The sequence below is a fragment of the Sphingomonas sp. SKA58 genome (genome assembly GCF_000153545.1).
GTDB classification, from domain to species: domain Bacteria; phylum Pseudomonadota; class Alphaproteobacteria; order Sphingomonadales; family Sphingomonadaceae; genus Sphingobium; species Sphingobium soli.
In genome coordinates, this window is the sequence record NZ_CH959306.1 from 1,322,819 (window position 1) to 1,340,136 (window position 17,318).

19 protein-coding genes and 1 pseudogene are annotated in these 17,318 nt (G+C 65.7%); 7 read left to right on the plus strand and 13 right to left on the minus strand.

Annotated features, from left to right (window positions below; genetic code table 11):
- Genes SKA58_RS06920 through cobU form a run of 7 tightly spaced genes read left to right on the plus strand, consistent with a single transcriptional unit; the run spans position 1 to position 5,145 of the window.
- On the plus strand, positions 1 to 402 hold the full coding sequence (locus SKA58_RS06920; RefSeq protein WP_009821675.1) for a DUF1636 domain-containing protein: 402 nt from the start codon (positions 1 to 3) through the stop codon (positions 400 to 402).
- Positions 399 to 1,415 (plus strand): nicotinate-nucleotide--dimethylbenzimidazole phosphoribosyltransferase, encoded by a 1,017-nt coding sequence (cobT, locus tag SKA58_RS06925; RefSeq protein ID WP_009821676.1) that lies wholly within the window; start codon positions 399 to 401, stop codon positions 1,413 to 1,415. The genes SKA58_RS06920 and cobT overlap by 4 nt, the downstream gene beginning before the upstream one ends.
- The gene (locus SKA58_RS06930; RefSeq protein WP_009821677.1) at positions 1,412 to 1,981 is read left to right on the plus strand and encodes a histidine phosphatase family protein; all 570 of its coding nucleotides are present in this window, start codon (positions 1,412 to 1,414) and stop codon (positions 1,979 to 1,981) included. The genes cobT and SKA58_RS06930 overlap by 4 nt, the downstream gene beginning before the upstream one ends.
- Positions 1,978 to 2,700, plus strand: coding sequence for an adenosylcobinamide-GDP ribazoletransferase (locus SKA58_RS06935; protein ID WP_009821678.1), 723 nt, complete (start codon positions 1,978 to 1,980; stop codon positions 2,698 to 2,700). The genes SKA58_RS06930 and SKA58_RS06935 overlap by 4 nt, the downstream gene beginning before the upstream one ends.
- Entirely contained in the window at positions 2,697 to 3,674 is a 978-nt protein-coding gene (locus SKA58_RS06940; protein ID WP_009821679.1) for an aminotransferase class I/II-fold pyridoxal phosphate-dependent enzyme, read from the plus strand. Before SKA58_RS06935 ends, SKA58_RS06940 begins: the two co-directional genes overlap by 4 nt.
- Positions 3,628 to 4,605 carry an adenosylcobinamide-phosphate synthase CbiB gene (gene cbiB, locus SKA58_RS06945; RefSeq protein WP_232209400.1) on the plus strand — a complete coding sequence of 326 codons (978 nt, stop codon included), beginning with the start codon at positions 3,628 to 3,630 and terminating at the stop codon, positions 4,603 to 4,605. The genes SKA58_RS06940 and cbiB overlap by 47 nt, the downstream gene beginning before the upstream one ends.
- 27 nt (positions 4,606 to 4,632) lie before the next feature.
- Positions 4,633 to 5,145: a bifunctional adenosylcobinamide kinase/adenosylcobinamide-phosphate guanylyltransferase gene (gene cobU, locus SKA58_RS06950; RefSeq protein ID WP_009821681.1), complete on the plus strand. Its 513-nt coding sequence runs from the start codon at positions 4,633 to 4,635 to the stop codon at positions 5,143 to 5,145.
- A gap of 33 nt (positions 5,146 to 5,178) precedes the next feature.
- Here cobU and SKA58_RS06955 read toward each other — a convergent pair whose 3' ends face one another.
- The 13 genes and pseudogenes from SKA58_RS06955 to SKA58_RS07015 form a co-directional block, all read right to left on the minus strand.
- The gene (locus SKA58_RS06955) at positions 5,179 to 5,922 is read right to left on the minus strand and encodes a prepilin peptidase (protein WP_037542231.1); all 744 of its coding nucleotides are present in this window, start codon (positions 5,920 to 5,922) and stop codon (positions 5,179 to 5,181) included.
- Positions 5,919 to 6,641 (minus strand): type II secretion system protein N, encoded by a 723-nt coding sequence (gspN, locus tag SKA58_RS06960; protein ID WP_009821683.1) that lies wholly within the window; start codon positions 6,639 to 6,641, stop codon positions 5,919 to 5,921. Before gspN ends, SKA58_RS06955 begins: the two co-directional genes overlap by 4 nt.
- Positions 6,638 to 7,126: a type II secretion system protein GspM gene (gspM, locus tag SKA58_RS06965; RefSeq protein WP_037542232.1), complete on the minus strand. Its 489-nt coding sequence runs from the start codon at positions 7,124 to 7,126 to the stop codon at positions 6,638 to 6,640. The genes gspN and gspM overlap by 4 nt, the downstream gene beginning before the upstream one ends.
- The gene (gene gspL / locus SKA58_RS06970; RefSeq protein WP_009821685.1) at positions 7,123 to 8,241 is read right to left on the minus strand and encodes a type II secretion system protein GspL; all 1,119 of its coding nucleotides are present in this window, start codon (positions 8,239 to 8,241) and stop codon (positions 7,123 to 7,125) included. Before gspL ends, gspM begins: the two co-directional genes overlap by 4 nt.
- Positions 8,238 to 9,227, minus strand: coding sequence for a type II secretion system minor pseudopilin GspK (gspK, locus tag SKA58_RS06975; protein WP_037542705.1), 990 nt, complete (start codon positions 9,225 to 9,227; stop codon positions 8,238 to 8,240). Before gspK ends, gspL begins: the two co-directional genes overlap by 4 nt.
- A complete protein-coding gene (gene gspJ / locus SKA58_RS06980) occupies positions 9,220 to 9,855 on the minus strand; it encodes a type II secretion system minor pseudopilin GspJ (RefSeq protein WP_198005928.1) in 636 nt (211 codons plus the stop codon). Before gspJ ends, gspK begins: the two co-directional genes overlap by 8 nt.
- Positions 9,856 to 9,965: 110 nt before the next feature.
- Positions 9,966 to 10,340: a type II secretion system minor pseudopilin GspI gene (gene gspI / locus SKA58_RS06985; protein ID WP_009821688.1), complete on the minus strand. Its 375-nt coding sequence runs from the start codon at positions 10,338 to 10,340 to the stop codon at positions 9,966 to 9,968.
- Positions 10,333 to 10,767 (minus strand): annotated as a pseudogene (locus SKA58_RS06990) (GspH/FimT family pseudopilin); the annotation flags it as partial. The pseudogene SKA58_RS06990 and the gene gspI, both read right to left, overlap by 8 nt.
- A 109-nt stretch (positions 10,768 to 10,876) precedes the next feature.
- Positions 10,877 to 11,326 carry a type II secretion system major pseudopilin GspG gene (gspG, locus tag SKA58_RS06995; RefSeq protein ID WP_009821690.1) on the minus strand — a complete coding sequence of 150 codons (450 nt, stop codon included), beginning with the start codon at positions 11,324 to 11,326 and terminating at the stop codon, positions 10,877 to 10,879.
- A gap of 76 nt (positions 11,327 to 11,402) precedes the next feature.
- On the minus strand, positions 11,403 to 12,620 hold the full coding sequence (gene gspF / locus SKA58_RS07000) for a type II secretion system inner membrane protein GspF (RefSeq protein ID WP_009821691.1): 1,218 nt from the start codon (positions 12,618 to 12,620) through the stop codon (positions 11,403 to 11,405).
- Entirely contained in the window at positions 12,613 to 14,151 is a 1,539-nt protein-coding gene (gspE, locus tag SKA58_RS07005; protein WP_009821692.1) for a type II secretion system ATPase GspE, read from the minus strand. Before gspE ends, gspF begins: the two co-directional genes overlap by 8 nt.
- A complete protein-coding gene (gene gspD / locus SKA58_RS07010; RefSeq protein WP_037542236.1) occupies positions 14,148 to 16,358 on the minus strand; it encodes a type II secretion system secretin GspD in 2,211 nt (736 codons plus the stop codon). The genes gspE and gspD overlap by 4 nt, the downstream gene beginning before the upstream one ends.
- A complete protein-coding gene (locus tag SKA58_RS07015) occupies positions 16,355 to 17,197 on the minus strand; it encodes a type II secretion system protein N (protein WP_037542238.1) in 843 nt (280 codons plus the stop codon). The genes gspD and SKA58_RS07015 overlap by 4 nt, the downstream gene beginning before the upstream one ends.
- Between the last annotated feature and the right edge of the window lie 121 nt (positions 17,198 to 17,318).

The window sequence follows — 17,318 nt, forward strand, 5'->3', positions numbered from 1 at the left end:
ATGCTGACCCCGGTCGATCCCGGTCCAGCCGTGGTGGCGTGCAGCAGTTGCCGCCGCCCCGGCAGCCCGGCGTCGGGCGAGCCGCGCGATGGCGCGCGGCTCGTCGCGGCGCTGGATCGGGTGCAGGCGAGCGATCCGGCCTATCGGGACATCGCCATTCAGTCGATGCCCTGCCTGTTTGCCTGCGGTGATGGCTGCACGGTCCATCTGCGCGCGCCCGGCAAGATGGGCTATGTTCTGGGTCGGTTCGAGCCCGATGAGGACGCGGCGCGCGCGATCCTGGATTATGCGCTGAACCATGCGGCCAGCGCCGAAGGACAGGTGCCCTACGCCCTGTGGCCGCAAGGTGTGAAGGGCCATTTCCTGGTGCGCGTTCCTCCGGCAGGATATGTAGCGACATGACCGGCTTTCCCACCATCACAGCATTCGAGCACGCCCTTGCCGATTTGCCCGCCCCCGATCCAAAAGCGCAGGCAGCGGCGCGTGCCCGGCAAGCGGAACTGACGAAACCGGCGGGATCGCTCGGCCGGCTGGAGGAGATCGCGGTCTTCTTCGCGGGCTGGCAGAAACGGGAACGGCCCCTTATCGACACCGCCCGCGCCGTCGTCTTTGCCGGCAATCATGGCGTCACCGCACAGGGGGTCAGTGCCTTTCCCGCCAGCGTCACCGCCCAGATGGTGAGCAATTTTGAAAGCGGCGGCGCGGCCATCAACGCCTTGACCCGCGCGGCCGGTCTTGCTCTTCATGTCGTGCCCATTGATCTTTACCGGCCGACGCAGGATTTCTCGCTGGCGCCGGCCATGTCCGTCGACGAATGCCTGTCCGCGCTCAGTATCGGCGCGGCTCAAGTGGAGGCCAATCTCGACATGATCGTGCTCGGCGAAATGGGCATCGGCAATTCGACGGCCGCAGCTGCCCTGTGCGCGCGCAGTTTTGGTGAGGCCGCTGCGGCATGGACCGGCCCAGGCACCGGGGTGGATGACGCAGGCGTCCAGCGCAAGATCGCGGTCATCGATCGCGCGCTAGCTTTGCATCGTACAGCGCCGCCTTCCGCCTTTGAAACTTTGCGCCACGTCGGTGGCCGGGAAATCGCCGCCATGGCCGGCGCGATGCTGCGCGCGCGCCAACTTGGCGTGCCCGTCATCCTCGATGGGTTTATCTGTTGCGCAGCGCTTGCCCCTTTGGCGGTCGATAATCCAGCCATTACCGATCATTGCATCGCGGGCCATTGTTCGGCCGAACCGGGGCACGCCCGACTTCTCGACCGGCTGGGGCTCGATCCCCTGCTGTCCCTTGGCATGCGTCTGGGCGAAGGCAGCGGTGCGGTGGTGGCGACCCATATCGTCCGGTCCGCGCTTGCCGCCCATGCCGAGATGGCGACCTTCGCCGAAGCGTTCGTTTCGGATAGGCAATGAGTTGTTATCGCCTGCACCTTCTTCGCCACGGCGAGCCGGTTCAGCCGGGCCTGATGCTTGGCCGTACAGATATGGCGCCGACGCCGGAAGGGATCGACCAGTGCCTGCGTCAGGCGCGGGGCCTGGACGTCGATCAGTTGATCGCTTCGCACCTGGAGCGATGCCGCCTTCCCGCTGAAGCCATTGGCGCGGAGCAGGATATGACCCCGGCGCTGGACCCACGCTGGCGTGAACTGGATTTTGGAGATTGGGACGGACGCGCCGCCGCCGACCTCGATGCCGAGGCGTTGGGCCGGTTCTGGGCAGATCCGGACACAAGTCCGCCCCCCGGGGGGGAGCGCTGGTCCGATCTGGTCGATCGCATTTCCGCCGCGCTGTCAGGCCTCACGCCACGGCCTACCCTCATCCTAACGCATGGTGGGCCAATGCGCGCGGCCCTCCATCTGCTATGCGGGTTCGATATGAGCCAACTCTGGTCGTTCGATCTGCCTTATGGCGCGTTGCTGTCGTTTCAGGTCTGGCCCGGCGAACAGCCATCAGCCCAGTTGACCGGTCTGGGGCGATGAGGCGCCTCATCCTCGCCTTTCAGTTTCTCACGCGCCTTCCCTTGCCCGCCGTCGCCCCGCAGGCCGATGACTTTGCCGCCTCGATCCGATGGTTCCCTGCTGTCGGGATCGTGATTGGCCTGCTGGTCACGGCGGCGGCCTGGGCCGGGACAATGATAGGCGAATGGATTGGGGCATTGGCGGCGCTGGCCGTCTGGACGTGGATCACCGGCGCGCTGCATCTCGACGGGCTGGGCGATATTGCCGACGCGGCCGGTGCGGCGCACAAGGGCAAGGATGACATTCTGGCAGTGCTGCGCGATCCGCATGCCGGCAGTTTCGCCATCGTTGCGATCATGATGCAGCTGATCGCAAAGCTGGTCCTGCTCCATCATCTTATCATGACGGACGCGCTGTTCGCCCTGACCCCCATTCCCTTTGCCGCCCGTATCGCACCGCTTTGCTGGGCGCGCTGGTTGCCGCCGCTCCATGAAGGGCTGGGATCGCGCTTTCGTCATGCCGTGCGGACGATCGACCTGATCGTCTGGGCTTTGGTCCTGATCGCAACCACGGTGATGCTGTCGCTTTCGCTGTCGCTCCTTCCATTTGCGACGCTGGTCTGGGGGCTGTGGATCAGGCGGCGCATCGGGGGCATTTCAGGCGATGGCCATGGCGCTGGCATCGAACTCACCGAGACAGCCCTGCTGCTGGCCGCGGCCATCGCCAGCGCCCTGACATGAGCAGCCCCTTTGTCTGGCACGGCGGCGCTTTGGAAGCGGCCAAGCGGGCATTTGGCGGTGATGCGCCGTGGATGGACCTGTCCACCGGCATCAATCCCGATCCATGGCCCGGCGCGGCACCAGATTCTTTCGATTGGGCACGCCTGCCCGAAATGTCGGCCCTCAAGGAACTGGAGCGCGTCGCCGCAGCCTATTTCGGCGTCGCGCCCGTCCATGTCTGCGCCGTTCCCGGCACCGAAATCGGGATGCGGCTGGTAGGCCGGATGCTCGGCGGCCCGGCCCATCATGTCGAACCCGGCTATCGCACCCATGCCGAAATGATCGCCGGCAGCATTCCCATAGCAGCGCATGATGCGAGCGGGACATCAACCACGCTGATATTGGCCAACCCCAACAACCCGGATGGTCGGACGATCGCGCCCGCCGAGATGGATGGCCTGCTCAGGAAACGATCCGATACCGGCTGGCTGCTGATCGACGAAGCCTTTGCTGACGTCGATCCCCGCATCAGCCTGGCAAGCGACGTGCGCGACGCGGCGCGGCTGGTCATCTTCCGGTCCTTCGGCAAATTTTTCGGATTGGCCGGCGTTCGCCTCGGCTTCGTCCTTGGCCCACGGATCATCATCGACCCGTTGCGCAGCCTGCTGGGGGCCTGGCCCCTGTCAGCCGCCGCGCTGGCGATCGGGACCGCAGCCTACCAGGATCATGCATGGATTGCGCGGACGCGGCTGGGTCTGTTCGACGCCGCTGCCACACTCGGCGCCCTGTTGACCGACCACGGATATTCCCCGATCGGCGCCTGCCCGCTGTTTCGCCTGATCGAGGTCGATGACGCCCATGCGCTGTTCGACCAACTTGCCCGGCAGGCGATATTGACGCGCCCCTTTGCTGATCGCCGCCATTGGCTCCGCATAGGATTGCCGCGTGATGCAGCATCGTTCGACCGGCTGGACCAGGCATTGCGTCATGGTTGAACCGTGCGCGATGATCGCCTTGATTGTTGATGCGGCTGTGGGTTGGCCCGATCGCCTCTATCGCGGCATCGGCCATCCGATCGGCCTGTTTGCGCGCGCGATCGACGGCTGCGAACGACGGTGGAACCGGCCATCCTTCACTTTTAGCGCGCGCCGCGCATTGGGGCTTGCGACCCTGGTCCTGCTGCTCGGCGTGGTGATCGGCGTCACGGTCGCATTGACGCTGATGATCGAGTATCTGATGGCCGACTTCGCGTGGATCGGCCTTGGTATCCTGGCATGGCCTGCGCTCGCGCAACGCAGTCTGTTCCAGCATGTTCGCCCGGTCGCCGCCGCCCTCCATTCCAGGGACCTGCCCGCGGCGCGGCAGGCCGTGAGCGCGATCGTCGGTAGAGACACCGGCGCGTTGGATGAGGCCGGCATTTCCCGCGCCGCCATCGAAAGCCTGGCGGAAAGCCTTTGCGACGGGGTCGTCGCGCCACTTTTCTGGCTGCTGCTGCTGGGCCTTCCGGGCGTTTGGACCTATAAGGCTATCAATACTGCGGATAGCCTGATCGGGCATAAGGAAGAGCGATGGCGCGCGTTCGGCTGGTCGGCGGCGCGGCTGGACGATGTGGCGAACCTTATCCCTGCGCGCCTTTCCGCGCTGCTGCTGTGCATGGCAGGCGGAGGCGGCTGGCGCACGGCATGGCGCGACGCGGGCAAGCATGCTTCACCCAATGCCGGCTGGCCCGAAGCGGCGATGGCCGGCATATTGGACGTTCGGCTGGCGGGTCCCGTCGCCTATGATAGCGTCCAGCACGACAAGCCATGGATCAACGCGGAGGGGCGATCGGCGGGCGCCATCGACCTCGATCATGCGCTGCGCCTCTATATCCGCGCCTGCTTCCTGTTATGGGTGGTCACCGCCCTGACAATCTGGGCGCTCTGATCTGCAACCAGGAACCAACCGTACGCTATGACCCGTCACCGTCTCCTGTGCCTGGGCGGCGCACGTTCAGGCAAAAGCCGCTACGCACAGCAGCGCGCCGAAGCAGCGGTTGGCGCGCCGGTTTTCATCGCCACTGCCCAAGCGTTCGATGATGAAATGCATGCACGCATCGCCCGTCATCGCGCCGACCGGGACGCGCGCTGGGACTGCATCGAAGCACCGCTCGCCCTTGCCCCAACGATCGACGCCCTGTCCGGCCAAGGCAAGGTCGTGCTCGTCGATTGCCTGACGCTCTGGCTGTCCAACCTCGTGCTGGCTGACAGGCCGATCGAGGCCGAGATGTCGAGCCTCACGCAAGCCATGGATCGCTTTGACGGCGCGATCATTCTGGTCGCTAATGAGGTGGGCTGGGGCATCGTTCCCGACAATGCGCTTGCCAGGCGATTTCGCGACCATGCCGGTCGTTTGAACCAGGCTATGGCGACCATCTGCGACGAAGTGACGCTCATCGTCGCGGGCCTTCCCCTCTGCTTGAAATGAGTGCACCGCCGGCCTTCCGCAGCCTGTATCCGATCATGGCATCAGGTAGATTGTCAGCATCCAGCCCGGCACGGCGGCGATAGCCAGAAATGTGCCGAGCGGCGCTCGCGCGGCGGCACTTTTCGCCCGGCCCGTCAGCAGCATGACCAAAAGCCCCGATCCCGCGGCGCAGAACAGGATCAGCGGCAATGCCTGCCATCCGAACCAGGCGCCCAGCGCCCCCAGCAGCTTGGCATCCCCCAGCCCCAGCCCGTCCCTGCCCCTTATCGCGCGATAGGACAGGGCAATCGCCAGCAGCACGCCATAGCCCAGCGCTGCACCAATGCCCCTGTCCATCACGCCAACATCTGTCGCGTAGGGGCCGAGCGCAAATCCAAGGAATGCGAGCGGGAGGGTGAGCGCGTCCGGCAGCCAGAAATGGCGCCAGTCCAGGATCGCCAATGGCAGCAGCAGCCAGCCAAGGGATGCCCAGGCAGCGCCAGCAAGGTTCGGCGCAAAACCCAGCGCGAAGCACCCGATGACCGCGCAGCCAGCTTCCACCCGTCCATGCAACGGATCGATCCGGGCGCTGCAGGACCGACACCGGCCGCGACTCAGCAGCGCGCTGACCAACGGAAAAAGGTCGCGGGGGCCGAGCGTCCGGCCACAGCTGTCGCAGGCGGAACGGCCGCGCATCACCCCCCTGCCCTGGGGCCAGCGTATAATCACCGTAGCGAGGAAGCTGCCAAGGATCGCACCCGCCAGCGCCCCCAGCAACGCGGCCCAGGGGGACATCACAACCTGCCTTCGACCTTCAACATCCTGGCGTTGCCCTCAGCGGTGAAGCCTGCCTGTTCCAGAGTCGAGGCCAAGGTGGGGTCCGTGGTGTCGACCCGCATTTCGGCGACATAACGGCCCGAACGCCAAAGACGCAGGGTGATTTTTTCCAGCCCCGACTGGCTGACCAGCGGCAGCAGCAGCGCTTCCCCGTCGCATGCCGCAACGCCCGACAGGCCTTGCGACAGGTTGAGGCCGGGAAACTGCCCCGCCAGGCGCGCGCGCACGCGGCCTTCGGCATGGCCACAGCGATCGCCGACAAAATACCCGCTGACATCCTCCATCATCAGGCTGCTGACCGGCAGCGGCGCGAACGTGCGTCCCAACGGAACGGCGCCCGTCACATCGTCGACCCCGATCCGTCCGAAACCCACCGTGATCGCGCCGGCAATATCATCGGGCAGCCCCTTTTGCCGGGCTATGTCAAAACGCGCCCGGCCCATGAACAGGCCGATCGGCGATAGTCCGGCGCGAACCGTGCCCAACGGCATGTTGCCAAGCATCAACTGGTCGATCCGTCCGCTCCAGACGGTGCCGCTGATCGCGCGCGCGGAAACGCCCAGCCGCTCCAGACCGGCCAGCCCAAGCGCCACGCGCATCGGCAGGAAGAGCAAAAGGCCAAGGAGCAGCATGACGACGAGGAAGACACGCATGCGGCGGGACAGGACCAGCCCCATCATTGCCCCTCTCCCCGTTCCAGCACGGCCTGCACGGAAATGCTGCCCGCCGTGGGGGACGGGCGCGCGCTCATGGTGACGACGCGCACGCCCTGCCCTTCCAGTGTCGAAAGCCATGAAAACAGTGCGATCGGTCGCACCGAGGCAATGGCAATATCCATCCGGTCATTCCCCTGCGCCTGGGCGCGCTCCAGCGTCAGGCCGGCCTCCCCGGCGCTCTGCCCGACAAACTGGTCGAGCGGCACGGTCGATCCGACATTGGCTGGCGCGCGCGGCAGCGCCTTGAGCTGCGCCACGGTGGCGCGAATGGCGGCATTGCGCTCGGTCGCCTCCACCAGCCGGTCCCGGGCGTCACGCTGCGCCCGGTCGAGCGGGACGGCAATGCCAAACCAGAGGATGACGATCGCCAGCAGCGCGAACATCACGCCCAGCATCCAGCGTTCGCGGGGCGAGCGTTCCGCCCAATAGAGTCCCAACCTGTCCATCATGCCCGCACCGTGATTTCCGCCAGCGTCCGGCCGCCCGGATCCTGGGACGACGTGGCCGTAATCGTAAAGCCCGCCGCCTGAAGCGCGAGCAGCACGATATTGATGTCTTCCGCCTTGGCGGATGCCAATGTGGCGCGAACCATGCCGTCGGCATCCCGCGACAGGGTCGTGAGCGCAACGCCCGGTGCATCCTGCATGGCCGACAGCAAGGCGGCGACAGGCGCGGTAAAGGCGCGTCCGCCAGCACCCCGCGCGGCCAGCCGGCCTTCCATTTCGATCTGCGCCTGCGCAGCGTCAGATGCGTTCGGCAAAACCTCCTGCGCCAGCGCCAGGCTTTCGCGATCCAGCCGGTTCGCCTCGCTATGCTGACGTGCAAGCCAAATCAGCGCCGTCGCCAGCAGCAAGAACAGGATCATCCCTGTCCAGACCGCGATGCGTTGAAGCGCACGGTGATCCAAAGCCGGTCGCACCCGCTTGGCGAAATCGCCCTGGCGCATGTCAAGTGGGGGTCGGTCCAGCGCCGCGATCGCGCGTCCCTCCACCATGCCGGTGGTGACGTCGATCATCGGCGCATCGGCGATCAGCTCGGGCAGCGCCATGTCCTCGGGCAGCGCCATATTCTCACCGCGCAGCACCGCCGCACCGCCGATCATGGCGCGGCCCAACCCCTGTTCTGGCGCTTCGATCAATAGGGGGGCGGGCACGATGATATCAGGATCAAGGCCATGATTCTGGGCCCAAAGCATCCAATGCTGCATATCGCTGCGGCTGGCCAAAGCGATCAGATGCGGCGCGGACGGATCGTCATTTTCATCGACAGCGGCGAATAGCTGGTCGGCAGGCAGCAGCCCGCTCGCCAGCACCGCCAACCGCGCAGCCGCCCGTCCCTGCCGCGGGGGAAGATCGGGGTAGGCCATCCAGTGCAGCGTCACCAGGGCGGCCGGCGGCACCAGCAGCACGCGGGCCTGTTCGGGCAAAGCGGCTATGCCACAGGCGGCGAGCCAGTTGGCGCCTTCGCCCGACTGGACCAGCGCCCCATCGATCACCCGCATCCAGCGCACGGGCAGTTCCGCCGCTTCGGGCAGGAACAGGATCAGCGCGTCGCGGCTGCTCACGCGCCCGCGCCCCAGCTACGCCGCACCAATTGCGCCGGGCTTTCCCGCGCATCGATCAGCGCGCGTTCCACCACCTGCGTTCCCCCGACATTCACCGAAACCGTCACTCCAAAAAATCCCGTCTTCAACTTCACCTGCTCTGCGACCTCGGCCGCGGGCGACAGGCCGACCAGCGAGGGCAGCTTCCAAAAGCCCGGCACGCTGCCGTAGCCATCCTCCGGCCGCTGCGCCAGCAATTGCCGTGCCTGCGCGACGCTCAGCTCGCCCGGCAGCAGCATCGCAAAAAGGGGCGCCTGCGCAGGCAGCAGCGTATTGATGTTGATCGGAGACAGGTCCGTGACAGGCAACGCGCAAATCCAAGGCTTCACCAGATCATAGATGGCAGGCGTGATACCGGCGACCGCGCGCAACTCGCTTGGGTCGATCATCATGCGATTGGCGGCGCGATAGGGCCGATCCATGCCGGCATAGGTTTCATCCTCCGCACCGCCCGGTTGCGGCACGGTGTCGCTGTCGACCCAGTCGGCCAGGCTTGACGCAGCCGTCGCTGCCTGACGCGCGTCCACACCCAATGCCTCCAGCAGCGCCTGGAACTGGGACACGCCGACCGGACGCACCTTGAGGAGGGCCTCGCTTCGTCCGCTGACCACGCTGTTGAGGTTGAAGCAATTGCCGCCATCGGTCACTTGCGCGGTCGCCAGACCGCCAGGCACGGGAATTGTTTGCGGCGTGCCCATCCACCCGCCCGCCAGCGTGATCTTCGCAGGATTGGATTCGACCAGATCGTTGATGCGCAACCGCGCCATTTCCGTGCCAGCATCAGCGAAGGCGCGCGCCTGATCCACCGCGCCGCCATTGCCGGTCATGCGCGTGGCAAGCGCCACGCGTTCCAGGGCGGTCGACGCGACCACTGCCATCACCGCAACCAGGAGCAGTACGGTCAGCAGCGCGGCACCCCGTTCTTTTGGATTACCAGGATCAGGCACCGGCCGCTCCTTCCGCGCCTTCCAGCTTTTCGACCGGACCCGGTGCAACCAGAAAGCGCATCATGACCGGCGGCTCGCCGGTGCGCGTCACCATCATCTCGACCGCCTTGGGCAGCAGGTCGGGCTGGCCCGGTGTCCAATCTTCCCGCCACCGCCCCTGCGCATCGCGAAAACGCAGCGTCACGGCCTCGACATTGTCGAGCAGTGCGGCAGGATCATCGCCCGCAGCGCCGTCGAGCTGCGCATAGGTCCGCCGCTCCAGCCGCCCTTGCCGGACCCAATATTCGACCTTCTGCAAGGAGGGGCGCGGCATGTCGCCCAGATTGTCCCAGCCCCCGCGCACGAACTGCATCACGGGTTGCGCGTCTCCAACATCATGCGCCCAGAAAGCCGGGGCCAGCGTGCCCGCCTCTGTCCGGGTGATGCGCGGCACCGCCTGTCCCAAGTCCCCGGCGAGCGCGCCGCCGGCCCGCTGCACCGCGGCCATATCATCGAGCCGCGCCTTGACCTGCGCCTGCGCCGAGACGCTGTTGCCCAGCAACAATACGCCCGCACTCGCCAGCATCGCGAAAATCATCAACGCGACCAGCAGCTCGATCAGCGTGAAGCCGTGTTCGGCGGAACGCATATCAGACGTAAAGCCGTGTTCGGCGGAACGCATATCAGACGTGCGCCCGGGTTCGGCGGAACGCGTTTCGGGCTCGAAGCCCCGTTGCACGACGATTTGCCTGCCCCGCATCATTCCACCACCCGCACGAAGCTGAGCGCGACCGGCGATGCGCCGGGCTGGCCATCAACCGTCAGGTCAACCTGGAGCAGACGGCGGTCGTCGGTAGGCTTGACCACGCGGCTCCAGCGCCAACGACGTCCCCCATTGGAAACCTCACCGTCTTCTTCGCCAATCGAGGGGGGAACAGGATCAGTCTGCACGTCCACCATAAGGTTGCGTGCAACGATCTGGCCCATCGCCTTGCTATCCAGGTCGGCCGCCGTGCGCAGCGTCACGCCCTGCAACCGGACAAGCGCCAGCGCGGCCAGGCTGAACACAGCGAGCGCCACCAGCATTTCCAGCAGGGTAAAGCCCCCTTCCTCCTGACGCGCGCGATCAGCCATCGACCATCACCTTGCCGGCCATGTCGATGCTGACGGACACGCGTTCACCTTCGCGCGCAAGGGTCACGGTGAGGGCATCGGTGGGCAGGCCCGTCCCGTCGAAGCCGATCTGCAAGCGCCCATCCCGCCCGACTTGCGCGCGCGTGCCGGGCTTCCAGTTGGTGGTGACGAACGGCTTTTCTTCCAGCGGCGTCCACTGGCCGCCATCGCGGCGCTGAAAGCCGTAGCCGGACGCGGATACCCACAGGCCCAGGGGGCGCGCGGTCACGACCGCTTCGTCGCGCGCGGCGGCAACGCGCGCGGCGAAGCGATCGGCATCCTCGATCACGCGGCCGCGCGGATCGGGGATGGCCAGCACAACGGCCGCCGAAATGAAACCGATGATCGTCAGCACGACCATCAGCTCCAACAATGTGAAGCCCTGTTGGGCGGAACGCGCAAAGGACCTGAAGCCCTGTCGTGCGGAACGCGCAAAGGACCTGAAGCCCTGTCGTGCGGAACGCGCGTCCACCGCGCATTCCGCCTTGGACGTCCGCTCAGAGTTCGCTGGAATAGATGTCCGCATTTTCCTGCTCTCCGCCCGGCTGACCGTCGGCGCCCAGCGAGCTGATGTCGAACGCGCCGCGACGACCCGGCACGGTGTAGACATAAGCGCGGCCCCAGGGATCATCAGGCAGTTTCTTGATATAGCCTCCGCGCCGATAACGTTGCGGCTGCGCAAGCGAGGGCGGCGGGTTGAGCAGCGCCTGGAGGCCATCCGATGCCGACGGATAGGTCAGATTGTCGAGCCGATACTGCTCCAACGCCTGTTCGATGGTTGCGATGTCCGCCTTGGCCTTCTCGACGCGCGCGGTGTCGGTGGCAGGGATGACGTTGATCGCCACGATCGTCGCCAGCAAACCGATGATGACGATGACGACCATCAGTTCGACGAGGGTGAATCCCTCTTCGCCCGACTTTCCCCCTTCATTCCTGTCAAAACGCATTGCGGCTTTGGAAGAAAGGCGCGTGGCGTTGCCACATTTGGCCCGAAGTGATGTCACGAAACGCATATATACTCCTTCAAGCCCCGGTGAGGCTTTGCAGCTGCAGGATCGGCAGCAGGATGGACAGGATGATGACGGCGACGATGCCCCCCATCAGGATGATGATGACCGGCTCCAACATGGCCAGAGCAGCGGAGGTGAAACTGTCAAATTCGCGCTCCAGATAATCGGCGGCGCGCTCCAGCATCGTGTCGAGCCGCCCCGCGCTCTCGCCACTGGCCGCCAGATAGACGAGCAGTGGCGGGAACACGCCCGCCCGGCGCAGCGCGGCCGACAGGCTGCCGCCGCCACGGATCGCTTCGACGATGTCGTCGGAGGCGCGGCGGAGCACCCGGTTGTGGACGGTGTTCGCCGTGAGCGACAGCCCCTCCATCAACGGCAGGCGGCTGGCCACCATGGTAGACAGGGTCCGCGCCATGCGCGCTGCGTGCAGATCCCGGATCAACCGGCCGAGCAGCGGCAGGCCAAGCAACGTCGCGTCGAACCGATAGCGGAAACTATCCACCTTCAGCGCACGCCAGAACATCAGGCCCGCTATCGTCAGCAGCAGTAGCAAGAGCCACCAATAACCGGCGAGGAACGCCGACAGGCCCATCACCATGCGGGTGAGCAGGGGCAATTCCTGCCCCACCGTATCGAATTGCTCCACGACCTTGGGCACGACGAAGATCATGAGCGCGGCGACGACGCAAACGGCGAAGGTGGCGAGGACCGACGGATAGGCGATGGCGGTGAGCACCTTCGAGCGCATCAGCGCCTGCCGCTCCATCAGGTCCGACAGCCGCTCCATGATGGTCGGCAGGCTTCCCGAACTTTCGCCGGCCGAGATCATGGCCCGGTAGAGCGGCGGGAAACTGCGTGGCTCGGCCCCCAGCGCGTCGGCAAGGCGCCGCCCCTCCAGAACGCCGCCATGCACCGTGCCGACGATGGCGCGGACATGGTCCTGTTCGCTCTGGCGACCAATCGTGCGCAGCGATTCCTCCAGCGGGCTGACCTGGATCAGCGTCGAAAGCTGGCGAGTGAAAAGCGTCAATTCCTTGGCGCTGAGCCGTGGCGCGCGCAGCGACAGGCCCGCGCGCTGCCGTGCCTTCGCTGCCGCTCCGGGCTCCAGCCGCACGATGAACAGCTTGCGCGCGTCCAGCCGGGCGCGCGCGTCATCGACCGTATCGGCCCTGACCTTGCCCGACCGTTCGCGCCCTGCCGGGTCGATCGCCACATAGTCGAAATCAGCCATCGGCGATGGTTTCCACCTCGGTTGCGTCCCGGCGCGACACGCGGATCGCTTCTTCGGCCGTGGTCTGCCCATCGCGCACGAGCGCGCGGGCCGCCGATCCCAGATTGGGCGCGTTGAGGAAAGCGTGGCGCGCGATCAGCGATTCATCGCCGCCGTCGTTGATCAGGCGGCGGATCGTGTCGTCAACACGGATCGCTTCAAATACGCCGATCCGCCCCTTATAGCCCGAACCGCTGCATTCATCGCAGCCGCGCGCCTTGTAGATGATGGTCCCGGGGTCGAAGCCCAGCAGCGCGCTCGCTGACTTGTCTGCCTGCACCGGCTCGCGGCAATGCTGGCAGAGCCGGCGGACAAGCCGCTGGGCAATGACGGCGCGCAGCGTCGAGGCAAGCAGGAAGGGTTCGACGCGCATGTCGCGCATACGCGTGATCGCGCCGACAGCGTCATTGGTGTGGACGGTCGAAAGGACAAGGTGGCCCGTCAGCGACGCCTGCACCGCAATCTCCGCCGTCTCGCGGTCGCGGATTTCGCCGACCATCACCACGTCCGGGTCCTGCCGCAGGATCGCGCGCAGGCCCGCCGCGAAGGTCAGGCCGACCTTGGCATTAACCTGTGTCTGGCCGACGCCTTCGATCGCATATTCGACCGGATCCTCCACCGTCAGGATATTGCGGCTGCCATCGTTGAGCTGGCGCAGGCCCGCATAGAGCGTGGTCGTCTTGCCCGAGCCCGTAGGCCCTGTGACCAGGATGATGCCGTTGGGTTCGGACAGTCCCTCGCGGAAGATGCGGTCGGGCGCACCCGTCATGCCCAGCAGGTCCAGGTTCATGCCCGCATTCTCCTTGTCGAGAATACGCAGCACCACCCGCTCGCCTGCTCGGCTCGGCAACGTGGACACACGGACGTCGAGCAACTTGCCGCCCAGGGTCAGGCCAATGCGCCCATCCTGCGGCACGCGGCGCTCGGCAATGTCGAGCCGCGCCATCACCTTGATGCGACTGACCACCACCGGGGCAACGTGCGGCGGCATCCGCAGCGTTTCGCGCAGCACGCCATCGACGCGCATCCGCACGATCAGCCCGGTTTCATAGGGTTCGATATGAATATCCGACACGCCCTGCCGCGCGGCTTCGGCGATGATGCCGTTGATCAGGCGGATCGCCGGGGCGTCATCCGCGCTGTCGAGCAAATCGTCGGCGGTGGGAATGTCGGCCGCCAATATGTCCAGTTCATCCGCCCCCACCTCGAGCGATCCTGCCATCGCAGCGGCGCTGCCCTCCATCGCATAATGGTTGGACAGATGGCGGTCGAACTCAGATGACTCGACAAAGCGCACATCGAAGCTGCGCGCCAGATGACGGCGCACTTCCAGCAGGACGCGCGGATCGCTGCCCGCCCGCACCGCGATCACGATCCGATCACCCTCCTGCGGCAGCAGGACGACGCCATGCTTGCGCGCAAAGACATAGGGAATGTCGATCGGCCGCGGCGGCGATGGGATCGCGGCCTCGACGCTCTCCAATTCGCTCATCGCTGCTCTCTGCTCGCGGGGATTTCGACCGGGCGCACCACGCCGCTCGACTGACGGACGGTGGGTTCGATGACGTCGGGCTGCACGCCTGCCTGAGGCTGTACCACCATATCGCCGGGCTGCGGCGGCGCGATCGGGGGCGCTGCGCCCATATAATCGCGCACCAGCTCGTCGATCGTCGGCTCGGAGTCCGGATCGCGCTGCAACTGCATGCCGCGAATATAGCCGTAGCGCTGCTGTGTCAGCTTCTGCGCATCTTCCTTGGACCGGAGGATGGTCGGGCGGATGAAGACCATGAGGTTGGTCTTCGTCCGGCTGCGGCTGCGCGATTTGAACAGCTCGCCGATGCCCGGAATGTCCGATAGCAGCGGGATGCGCTCGATCGTCTTGCGCTCATTGTCGTCGAGCAGGCCGCCCAGCGCCAATATTTCGCCGTCATCAACGGTCACCGTCGTTTCGATCTCGCGCTTGTTGATGATGAGGTCGCTGTTATCGTTGCTGACCGGTCCGGCCACGCTCGACACTTCCTGACGCAGGAACAGCTTGATTGCGCCGCCAGTATTGATCTGGGGCTTAACCTCCAGCTTGATGCCGACATCCTGGCGCTGGACCGTGCGGAACTGGTTGTCGAAATTCTGGCTGAGCGCCTCACCAGTGGTGACGGGCACTTGCTGCCCCACCAGGATCGACGCCTTCTGATTGTCCAGCGTCATGACCGAAGGCGTGGAGAGCAGGTTGCTTTCGGTGTCGGATTTCACTGCATTGATGATCGCACCGAAAATGCCGTTGCTGCCAATGCTGCCGCCTAGGCCGGCAATCGCGCCGGTCGCGCTTTGCAGGCTGTTGATCGCCGCCTGTTGCAGCGTGCTGGCAAGATCGCTGTTTTCGCGCACTTCGGTGGTGGTGCGGGTGCCGTCAGGCGCCACCACCGTCGTCGTCGTCGTTCCCAGCTGATTCGCGCCATAGGCCCCGGCGAGCGTCAGCAGATTGGGCGAGGCATTGCTGTAGTTGGTCGCGGCAAACCCGGTCTTGGTACTGCCGATCAGGAACTGCACGCCCAGTTTCTTGGCGGCGGCATCGCTGATTTCGACGATGATCGCTTCCACCAGCACCTGCTCGCGGCGCGTATCGATCTGGCGGATGGTTTCGCCCAGCATACGCTGCACATCGCTGTTGGCGGCGACGATGATGGCGTTCGCACCTTCATAGCGAGTCACGATTGCCGGGCCGCGCGTATTGATACCGCCGCCGGACGAGGATGCGGACGAAGACGCCGCGACGGGTGCGGCGGCCTGGGACGCGGGTGCGCCGCCCTGCCCGCCCGACGCGGGCGTTGCAGATGTTACCGGTTCGCTGGTCGATTGCCCCACCAATTGCTGTAAGACTGGCAACAGCTTTTCAGCATCGGCATGCTCCAGCCAGTAGACCCGGATTTCCGTGCCGCTTGCCGCCTGGCGGTCCAGTTCGCGCGCCATATTGGCGAGCCGGGCCACCGTCCCGGCGTCACCGCGAATGGCCACCGAATTGCTGCTGTCGATCGGCACCACGGTCGCGGCTGACGGCGCGGCATTCTCGCCCCCGCCGCCATTCGTCACCAAGGCCTGAAGCGATGTCGCGATCTCCCGCGCGCCGGCGTTCTTGAGTGCCACCATCTGCGTGGCGGCAGTGTCGCGGTCGATGCGGGCGATCACCTGGCGGATGCGGGCGACATTGTCGGCATAGTCAGCGACGACCACGCTGTTGCCGGCGCGGTTGGCCGTGACCGACCCTTCCTTGCTGACCAGCGGGCGCAGGGTTTCCAGTGCGCTCGCCGCGTCGATCGACCGGAGGCGAAACACTTCCGTCACGAAGCTGTTGCGGTTGGCGGCGCGGCCGACGCCGCTTGGCTGACCCGCTGCGCCATCGACCGGCTGGATGCGATAGGCGCCGCCCGGCGCAGGCACGGCCACCAGCCCGTTAGCGCGCAAGGTCGACAGGAAAATCTCGAAATATTCCGATCGGCTGAGTGGCCGGTCGGTGACGACCGATACCTTCCCCTGCACCTTGTTGTCGATGATGAAGGTGCGGCCCGTCACCCGCGCCGCATCCTGAATGAAAGCGCGAATGTCGGCGTCGCGCACATTGAGCGTCTGTTGCGCCCGAACAGACGCGATCGGCGTCGCCAAAGCGAGGGCCATGGCGGCGGAGAGGAGAAGTTTGCGGGTCATTGGCCTTGCACTATGAGGTTGACCGAGGCGACGGCCGCGCCGCGCTCGACGGTCAGGGACAGGCGCGCACCGGGCGCGATCTGGTTCTGGAGGCTTTGCAGGTCGCCGACCGACTGGCCGTTGACCTGGGTCACGATATCGCCGGGACGAAAGCCTGCGGTAGCGAAGCCCGGTCCCTTGGCCGCGACGACGAGGCCGGTCACCCGGCCATTTTCCATGCGGGGGGCAAAACCGATGTCGCGCTTCAGCATATCAGCGGTCACGCCGCCTCCGGGCGCTGCCGGAGGCGGCGGAGCGGCGCTGGTCCAGCCCGCACCGCCGGCCGGTGGGGCTTCAGCGTCTGTTGCCGACGTCGACTGATCGAGAAACGCCTGTTCCTCCGCTCCGCCGCGATCGATCGTGACATGATCGAACGCCACGGCTTTCAGCACCACGCCGGGCATGATCTCATCACCCACAGCGTAGCTGTTCTGGACGCCGTCGGGCGTAGCGATGATGGCGGACCCCAGGCCGGAGCCCTCGTTCAGGCGTATGCCATAGACCGTCAGCGCCAGGGAAGTGACCACACCGCCCGATTGCTCCGGCGCTTCAGCGCGAAAAAAGGGATCGAAGCTTCCAAACAACAGCGCACGTGCCTGGGGCGACAATAGCTGAGCCTGACGTCCTTCCCATGGTCCAAAGCTGCCGACCGGGGTCACGACCGCCCACACCAAGCGCACCAGCAATAGCGCCAGAACGACCAGCAATGTCTTTTCCAGAAGACCAAGCCAGTCTATACTGCGGGCAACAGGCCGCGCCCGCCGCCAACGGTCAATCCTGTCACCTACCGCAACGCGCATGATGTCCGACAAGCCCCCCGAGATATGCGAGCCTGCTAGGCGCGGCGCTTTACATCAAAATGACGGTTATATTGCTTTATTATGACAGGCTTGCATGCAGAGCATTTCTACGGCTGAAGGT